Consider the following 7650-nt stretch of genomic DNA (forward strand, 5'->3'; position numbering starts at 1 on the left):
CGCGGTCACCAGATGACGTCGCGCCTGGTCTCGGTTGCGATCTCGCCGAGGACGCGGGTGAACGTGCTGGTGTCGGCGCCCGCGAACATGCGCTGGTTGCCGCTGTTGTAGACGGCGGTGCGGCCGGATTCCAGGTCGATGATCCGGATCGTCTGGTCGCCGCGGTGCTCCTTGCGGCGCGGATCCCAGACCGTGACGCCGATTTCGCCCAGGCCCTGGCGGGGGCCGTCCAGCAGCTGGGTCATCTGCCGCAGCGGGCGGACGTCCGCCCCGCGGGAGCGCAGGGCCTGCTCGATCGCCTCGTTGTCCGACCTGCCGTGCTTCGACACGTCGGCCATCGCCGCGCGCATTTCGGTCAGGTCGATGCTCAGCGGGGGGCGGATCCGGGCGGGCTGCAGTTCCGGCAGCACCGCGATCAGCGCCGGGATCATGTCCACCGGGCGGACCTTGTCCAGCACCACGTGATCGCCCTCGACGATTGTGCGAACCGCGGTCTCTCCCGCCTGGGAAACGCAGGCGCGCAGTTCCGTTCCCTTCTGCGCCGAGAACCGGAGATCGTATTCCAGCGAAACGTGCGGGTAGATCCCGATCAGTTCGCGGACCCGGTCGTTGATCTCGCCGCCCGGGGTCAGCAGCCCCCGCTGCCTGCACCGTTGCTCCGCCTCCGCGAGCTGCACCGGGATGTTGTGGAACGGCGTCGCGTAGTTGCTGTAGGAGGCGACCGCCGGTACGCGGTTGATTCCGGACCGATCGGCCAGGACGGCGAATTCGAGCAGGTCGATATCGATCTTGGACGGCACAGTCGTGAACTCCCCCACTGGTAGTGGCTCGCGACTGAGCAGATTAGCGGCTCGACGTGACGAGAAGTCCCCGAAGAAGTGACAAACTCAGCCGTCCAGTCCGGACAGCCCCTTCCACGCGCCCCGCGCCCCGCGGCGGGACGCCGAGCGCTGCCACCGGAACACCCCGTAGCCGGCCACGCCCAGCGCGCAGCCCACGAGGCTGGTCCAGAACTGGATGCTGCCGGGGGCGACGACCGCGAACGCGACAGCACCGCCGAGCCACAGCAGGGTGCCTGCGAGCACCACCGGGGTCGGCTCCGCGAGCCTGCGCGGCAGCCCGGGCACCGGCCGGTGCCCCGCGGTGGTGGGGGCGGATTCGCTGTCTTCTACCACGTCAGGCAGGCTACATCGGTACTTCGATGCAACGCCCGGGAAGCGCCCAGATGAGCAACAGCACCAGACAGACCGCCCTCGACCGGTACTTCAAGATCACCGAGCGGGGTTCCAGCATCGGGCGCGAGGTCCGCGGCGGGGTGGTCACCTTCGTGACCGTCGCCTACATCATCGTGCTCAACCCGCTGATCCTCGGCAGCTACTCGGCCGACGACGCCACCGCCAAGCGGGACGTGCTCGGCAACATTCTGCCGGTCCCGCAGGTCGCGGCGGTGACCGCGCTGGTCGCCGGCCTGATGACGATCCTGTTCGGGCTGGTCGCGAACTACCCGTTCGCCATCGCCGCCGGGCTGGGCATCAACACGCTGCTCGCGGTGACCATCGCCCCGCAGATGACCTGGCCGGAGGCCATGGGCCTGGTCGTCATCGACGGCGTGATCATCCTGGTCCTGGTCGCGACCGGGTTCCGGACCGCGGTGTTCAACGCGGTTCCCGCTGAGCTCAAGGCGGCCATCGCGGTCGGGGTCGGGGTGTTCATCACCTTCGTCGGGCTGGTCGACGCCGGTTTCGTGCGGCGGCTGCCCGACGCCGCCAACACCACGGTCCCGGTGGGCCTGGGCATCGACGGTTCGATCGCGTCCTGGCCGACGGCGGTGTTCGTGTTCGGGCTGGTGCTGACCTCGGTGCTGGTGGCGCGCAAGGTCCGCGGCGCGATCATGATCAGCGTCGCGGCCAGCACGGTGCTGTCGATCGTGATCGAGTCGATCGTCGCGGTCGGCCCGTCCAAGGGCGTCAACCCGCGGGGCTGGAACCTGGGCTACCCGTCGCTGCCCGAGCAGGTCGTGGGCCTGCCGGACCTGGCGCTGGTCGGCGACATCTCGTTCGGCGCGTGGACCCGGCTGCCCGCGCTGGCGGTGGCGATGCTGGTGTTCACGCTGGTCCTGGCGAACTTCTTCGACGCCATGGGCACCATGACCGGCCTGGGCAAGGAGGGCAACCTCGCCGACTCGCAGGGCAACCTGCCCGGCATGGGCAGGGCGCTGGCCGTCGAGGGCGCCGGTGCGGTCGTCGGCGGGTTCGGGTCGGCCAGCTCGAACACCGTGTTCGTGGAGTCGGCGTCGGGCATCGCCGAGGGCGCGCGGACCGGGCTGGCCAACGTGGTCACCGGCCTGCTGTTCCTGGCCGCGATGTTCTTCACCCCGCTCTACCAGGTCATCCCGGTGGAGGCGGCGGCACCGGCGCTGGTGGTCGTCGGCGCGATGATGATGAGCCAGATCCGCCAGATCGACCTGTCGGACTTCACGATCGCGCTGCCCGCGTTCCTGACGATCGTGATCATGCCGTTCACCTACTCGATCGCGAACGGCATCGGCGCCGGGTTCATCAGCTACGTGGTGATGCAGGTGGCGACCGGCCGGATGCGCAAGGTGCACCCGCTGATGTGGGTCGTGGCGGCGGCGTTCGTGCTCTACTTCGTCGCCGGGCCCGTGGGCGATCTGTTCGGCGTGTGACCGCCGGTACACCGGACCGCTAGGCTCTTCCGGCAAGTCGTGACCGATCTGCACGATTTTCGTCCGATTTCGCCGATATAGTTTGGTAGACTAACGACGTGTCCGATATTGCGGAGCGCGAACGCACCCTGGCCAGCAGGCTCCGGGTCGCCGTCGTTCGCCTGAACCGCCGGCTGCGCGCGCAGAGCACCGGCTCCGCCATCACGCTCACCCAGATGTCGGCACTGGCGTGCCTGAACAAGGTGGGCGCCATGACACCGGGCGCGCTCGCCGCCAAGGAGGGCGTGCAGCCGCCGTCGATGACGCGGGTGATCGCGAGCCTGGAGGAGGCCGGGCTGGTGGCCCGCCGGGCGCACCCGACCGATGGCAGGCAGGCCATCGTCGAGCTGACCGAGGCGGGCAAGGCCCGCATCGACGAGGAGGTCTCGGCGCGCGAGCGCTGGCTGGACCTCCAGCTCGCCGACCTCAGCAAGGAAGAGCGCGACACGCTGTGCCGGGCCGCGGAGATCATCGATCGGCTGGCGAGTCGCTGACCCGGAGGAGTTGATCGCGCAGTTGCCCGAGAAGACTTCGAGTCGGCCGGGGGTGAGCCCCGGTATTCCGGGCAACCCATCGCGATTATCCGCGACGGGGGGCGGGATGTTCCGCTCCCTGCGGGAGCGCAACTACCGCTACTACGCCTCCGGTCAGATCGTCTCGCTGACCGGGACCTGGATGCAGCGGGCCGCGCAGGACTGGCTCGTGCTGGAGCTCTCCGGCGGCAGCGCCGCGGCGCTGGGCATCGCGGTGGCGCTGCAGTTCATGCCGACGCTGCTGCTCACGCTCTGGGCGGGCGTGGTCGCCGACCGGTTCGACAAGCGCAAGCTGCTGATCGGGCTGCAGAGCGCGCTCGGGGCGTGCGGGCTCGTGCTGGGCGTGCTCGACGTCACCGGCGTCGTGCAGCTCTGGCACGTCTACGCGCTGTGCCTGGTCCTGGGCTGCTTCGCGTCCGTCGACGCGCCGGTGCGGCAGTCCTTCGTCTCCGAGATGGTCGGACCGGACGTGCTGACCAACGCGGTCGCGCTCAACTCCATGACCTTCAACCTGGCCCGGATCGTCGGGCCCGCGCTGGCCGGGCTGCTGATCACCGGGATCGGCACCGGCTGGGTCTTCCTGCTCAACGGCCTGAGCTCGGCGGCGGTGGTGCTCGGGCTGGTGCTGATGGACGTGACCCGGCTGCACCGCGCCAAACGCGCGCCGAAGTCGCCGGGGCAGCTCCGCGAGGGCCTTCGCTACGTGCGAAAACGCCCCGAACTGGTCACCGTGCTGATGCTGATGATGTGCCTGAGCACGTTCGGCATGAACTTCGAGAACACCTTCGCCGTGCTGGCGCGCAACACCTTCCACCGCGAGGCCGACGGGTACGGCTTCCTGATCACGATGCTCGCGGTCGGCACGCTCGCCGGTGCCGCGCTCGCGGCCCTGCGCAGCGGCCGGGGGCGCAAGCCGCGCATGCGGGTGCTGCTGATCGGCGCGGCGGCGTTCGGGGTGCTGGAGGCGGTCGCGTCCCTGATGCCGTCCTACTGGCTGCTCGCGGTGTCGCTGATCCCGGTCGGCGTGACGGCGATGACCTTCACCACGACCGCGAACGCCACCGTGCAGCTCGGCGCGGACCAGAGCATGCGGGGCCGGGTGATGGGCCTGTACATGCTGGTGTTCCTCGGCGGCAAACCGCTGGGCGGCCTGGCGTCGGGCTGGCTCGCGGAGGTGCTGGGGCCGCGCTCGCCGCTGCTCGTCGGCGGGCTGTTGTCGCTGGTCGCGACGCTGGTCGGGGCGGCGGTGCTACTCCGTCGGAGGAACGGGGTTGCTCACGATGGCAGGTTAGGCTAACCTAATACACGTCCGCTTCGTGGTGGGAGCGGCAGTCAGTTCGGGAACAGTTCGGGCCCCGGCTCCTTCGGGAGTCGGGGCCCGGGCGCTTTCCGGGGCGGTCCCTAGACTGCGGGTCATGCTCGGACTGGGTGAGCTGGAGCTGAAGGTGATGGACGTCCTGTGGACGTCCGGCGAGCCGATGCGGGTGCGCGACGTGCTGGAGCGCTTGGGAGGCGAGCGCGCCTACACCACGGTCATGACCGTTCTGGACCACCTGCACGGCAAGGGCTGGGTGAGCCGCGAGATGAGCGGTCGCGCCTACAGCTACCGGCCGGTCCGCTCCCGGGAGGAAGCGGGCGCGAGCCTGCTGCGGGAGGTCCTGGACTCCTCCGGGGACGCCGAGTCCGTGCTGCTGCACTTCGCCCGGTCGGTGTCGGACCGCGAGTCCGAGCTGCTCCGCCGCGCCCTGGAGCGGGACTCGTGACGCTGGCCATCGGGCTGCTCGCGGGTGCTGTGCTGATCGCCCTGTCCGGGCCGCTCTACCTGCGCGCGACGCTCAGCCCACGCGTCCGCCCGGGCGTCGCGCTGACCGTCTGGATCGCCTCCGCCGTCGTGGTGCTCGCCGGGGCGAGCACCGGAGCGGCGCTGCTGCTGGTGCCGCACACCGGCGCCGACCACCTGATCGGGATGGCGAACAGCTGCGTCAACGTGGTCCGGGCCGGGGGAGATCCGGTGTGGGAGCACGTCGCGCGGATCGTCTCGGCGACGGCGGTTTTCGCTGCGGTGGCGCGCGTTCTGTTCGTCGCGGTGAAGGTGTCCCGCGACGACGCGGGCCGTCGGCGCCGCCATCTCCAGGCGCTGCGCGTGCTGTCCCGCGTGGAGCCGGGGTCGCCGGTGCTGTGGCTGGAGCAGGACGTTCCGGTCGCGTACAGCGTGGGCGGCAGGCGCGGCGCGGTTGTCGCGACGACCGGGGTCTCGCGGTTGGGGAGCGCCGAGCGGGAAGCGATCCTCGCGCATGAGCGCGCACATCTGTCCGGGCGCCACCACGTTCTCGTGCTGATGGCCGAGGTGCTGGGGCGGGCGCTGCCGTTCGTCCCGCTGTTCCGCGCCGCGCCGCCGGTGGTGCGCGTGCTGGTCGAGCTGGCCGCGGACGCGGCGGCGGCGAGCCGGTGCGGGCACGGCTCGGTGCGCTCGGCGTTGCGGGCGGTCCGCGCTGCCGGGGTGCCGCAGGGCTCGCTGGCGATGTCCCGGGAGTCGGTCGAGCTGCGGCTGCACTGGCTGCGGGCCGCGCCCGGTGGTCGGCGGCGCGCCGGGTACTTCGGGGCGGTGTTCGCCGCGGTGTCGCCCGCGGTGGTCGCGATCGGCGTCGTCGCGGGTCTGGTGCTGCTGTACTGCCTGTCCACCGGCTCGCTCTGACTGTCTACTATCCTCCGTAGTAGTAGTCGAGCGGAGGTCGAACGGTGCGCAACAACGGGAAGGTTCGTCGGCTCAACGTGTTGGCGGGGGTGCTCGCCGCGGCTGTGGTGTTCCTGCTCGGATACGTGCTGGCCACGCAGAACCAGCCGCAGGCCGCGCCGCCACCGCCGCAGCCGGAGAGCCCGCTGGACAAGCTCGCCCGGCGCGATCCCGGCGACCCGGTCGCGAAGGGGCGGCCGGACGCCCCGGTGGTGCTGGTCAACTACTCCGACTTCCGCTGCCCCTTCTGCGCGAAGTTCGGCCGCGACATCGAGCCGGAGCTGCTCCGGCGCTTCGGCGACGACCTGCGCGTCGAGTGGCGCGACTTCCCGATCTTCGGCCAGGAGTCGCTGGACGCGGCCATGGCCGGGCGCGCCGCCGCCGCGCAGGGCCGGTTCTGGGAGTTCCACGACACCGCGTTCGCGCAGGCGCCGCCCAGCGGCCACCCGCCGATGCCGCGCGAGCGGCTGGTCGAGCTCGCCCGGCAGGCCGGGGTGCCCGACCTCGCGCGGTTCGAGGCGGAGCTGGACGATCCCGCCGCGTTCGCCGCGATCCAGGCCGACGCGATGGAGGGCTCCGAGCTCGGGGTGTCGAGCACGCCCACGTTCGTGATCAACGGTGAGCCGGTGCTCGGCGCGCAACCGATCGAGCACTTCGTCGACGTGATCGAGCGGGCCCGGCGGCGATGACGCAGATCGGCGTCCTGGGTGCGTTCCTGGGCGGGCTGCTCTCGCTGCTGAGCCCGTGCTCGGCGCTGCTGCTCCCGTCGTTCTTCGCGTACGCCTTCGACGGTCTCGGCAGGTTGCTCGCCAGGAGCACCGTGTTCTACCTGGGCCTTTGCGTGACGCTGGTGCCGCTGGGCGCGGCGGCCGGGCTGTTCGGCGCGCTGCTGACCACCTACCGCGACACCGTCACGCTCGTCGGCGGGCTGGTGCTGATCGGGTTCGGCCTGCTCCAGATCTCCGGGCGCGGCTTCGGGATCAGCGCGGCGCAGCAGCTCACCGGGCGCATCCGGATCTCCTCGAACCTCTCGGTGTTCGCGCTCGGCGCGGTCTACGGGCTGGCGGGGTTCTGCGCGGGGCCGCTGCTGGGCGGCGTGCTCACCGTGTCGGCGGCAGGCGGTTCCCCGGTCTACGGCGCGGTGCTGCTGGCGGTTTTCGCGCTGGGGATGGCCTTTCCGCTGTTCGTGCTGGCGCTGCTGTGGGAGCGGTTCGACATCCGGAACCGGAAGTGGTTGCGGGGGAAGGAGATCTCCCTCGGCCGGTTCCGCGTGCACACCACGAACCTGTTGTCCGGTCTGGTCTTCATCGGCATCGGGCTGCTGTTCGTGCTCACCGAGGGAACCGCGAACCTCGGCGGACTGACCGATGTGGACAGCCAGTACGCATTGCAGGTCGGAATCGGCCGCGTCATCGCGGGCGTCACCGATGCGACTGTGCTGCTGATGGTGGCGGTCGTCGCGCTGGTCTTCGTGCTCTGGCGGATCCGCCGGGCGAAACGGGAGTCCTGAAAAGCACTTCGGGGCCCTCCAAGCGGGAAAAGAGGGCCCCGAAGCGTTCGGCAGCTCGGCTTGTCGGAGCATTCACTGCCGAAACCCAGAGGTCAGGGGAGCAGGAGGCCGTTCTTGCCCGCGCGGGCGTCGGCGAAGCGCTTGGCGA

The 7650-nt window shown here is 70.7% G+C and carries 9 protein-coding genes; 7 read left to right on the forward strand and 2 right to left on the reverse strand.

Features of this window, described 5'->3' with window-relative positions; all coding sequences use genetic code 11:
* Nucleotides 1-5: 5 nt before the first annotated feature.
* Together ABD691_RS25950 and ABD691_RS25955 are read right to left on the reverse strand one after the other, a co-directional pair.
* A complete protein-coding gene (locus tag ABD691_RS25950) occupies nucleotides 6-800 on the reverse strand; it encodes an ESX secretion-associated protein EspG (RefSeq protein ID WP_344684029.1) in 795 nt (264 codons plus the stop codon).
* Between the two features lie 87 nt (nucleotides 801-887).
* Nucleotides 888-1175: a DUF2530 domain-containing protein gene (locus ABD691_RS25955; protein ID WP_344684031.1), complete on the reverse strand. Its 288-nt coding sequence runs from the start codon at nucleotides 1173-1175 to the stop codon at nucleotides 888-890.
* A gap of 50 nt (nucleotides 1176-1225) precedes the next feature.
* Between ABD691_RS25955 and ABD691_RS25960 the strand changes: the two genes are divergently transcribed.
* The 7 genes from ABD691_RS25960 (at nucleotide 1226) to ABD691_RS25990 (ending at nucleotide 7502) form a co-directional block, all read left to right on the forward strand.
* Nucleotides 1226-2686 (forward strand): NCS2 family permease, encoded by a 1461-nt coding sequence (locus ABD691_RS25960; RefSeq protein ID WP_344684033.1) that lies wholly within the window; start codon nucleotides 1226-1228, stop codon nucleotides 2684-2686.
* Between the two features lie 98 nt (nucleotides 2687-2784).
* Nucleotides 2785-3219: a MarR family winged helix-turn-helix transcriptional regulator gene (locus tag ABD691_RS25965; RefSeq protein ID WP_344684035.1), complete on the forward strand. Its 435-nt coding sequence runs from the start codon at nucleotides 2785-2787 to the stop codon at nucleotides 3217-3219.
* 22 nt (nucleotides 3220-3241) lie between these two features.
* Entirely contained in the window at nucleotides 3242-4555 is a 1314-nt protein-coding gene (locus ABD691_RS25970; RefSeq protein WP_425565161.1) for an MFS transporter, read from the forward strand.
* Between the two features lie 118 nt (nucleotides 4556-4673).
* Nucleotides 4674-5021, forward strand: a complete 348-nt coding sequence (locus tag ABD691_RS25975; protein ID WP_344684038.1) for a BlaI/MecI/CopY family transcriptional regulator — start codon at nucleotides 4674-4676, stop codon at nucleotides 5019-5021.
* On the forward strand, nucleotides 5018-5953 hold the full coding sequence (locus tag ABD691_RS25980) for a M56 family metallopeptidase (RefSeq protein WP_344684040.1): 936 nt from the start codon (nucleotides 5018-5020) through the stop codon (nucleotides 5951-5953). Before ABD691_RS25975 ends, ABD691_RS25980 begins: the two co-directional genes overlap by 4 nt.
* A 44-nt stretch (nucleotides 5954-5997) precedes the next feature.
* Complete coding sequence (locus tag ABD691_RS25985; RefSeq protein ID WP_344684041.1) at nucleotides 5998-6681, forward strand: DsbA family protein; 684 nt, start codon at nucleotides 5998-6000, stop codon at nucleotides 6679-6681.
* Nucleotides 6678-7502: a cytochrome c biogenesis CcdA family protein gene (locus ABD691_RS25990; RefSeq protein ID WP_344684042.1), complete on the forward strand. Its 825-nt coding sequence runs from the start codon at nucleotides 6678-6680 to the stop codon at nucleotides 7500-7502. The genes ABD691_RS25985 and ABD691_RS25990 overlap by 4 nt, the downstream gene beginning before the upstream one ends.
* The last annotated feature ends 148 nt before the right edge of the window (nucleotides 7503-7650 follow it).

Source organism: Saccharopolyspora taberi, from assembly GCF_039534165.1.
GTDB classification, from domain to species: domain Bacteria; phylum Actinomycetota; class Actinomycetes; order Mycobacteriales; family Pseudonocardiaceae; genus Saccharopolyspora_D; species Saccharopolyspora_D taberi.

Excerpts from the sequence above, each read along its gene's own strand:
- ABD691_RS25975 (WP_344684038.1), top strand. The coding sequence starts at position 4,674 with ATGCTCGGACTGGGTGAGCTGGAGCTGAAGGTGATGGACGTCCTGTGG.
- ABD691_RS25960 (WP_344684033.1), top strand. The coding sequence starts at position 1,226 with ATGAGCAACAGCACCAGACAGACCGCCCTCGACCGGTACTTCAAGATC.
- ABD691_RS25990 (WP_344684042.1), top strand. The coding sequence starts at position 6,678 with ATGACGCAGATCGGCGTCCTGGGTGCGTTCCTGGGCGGGCTGCTCTCG.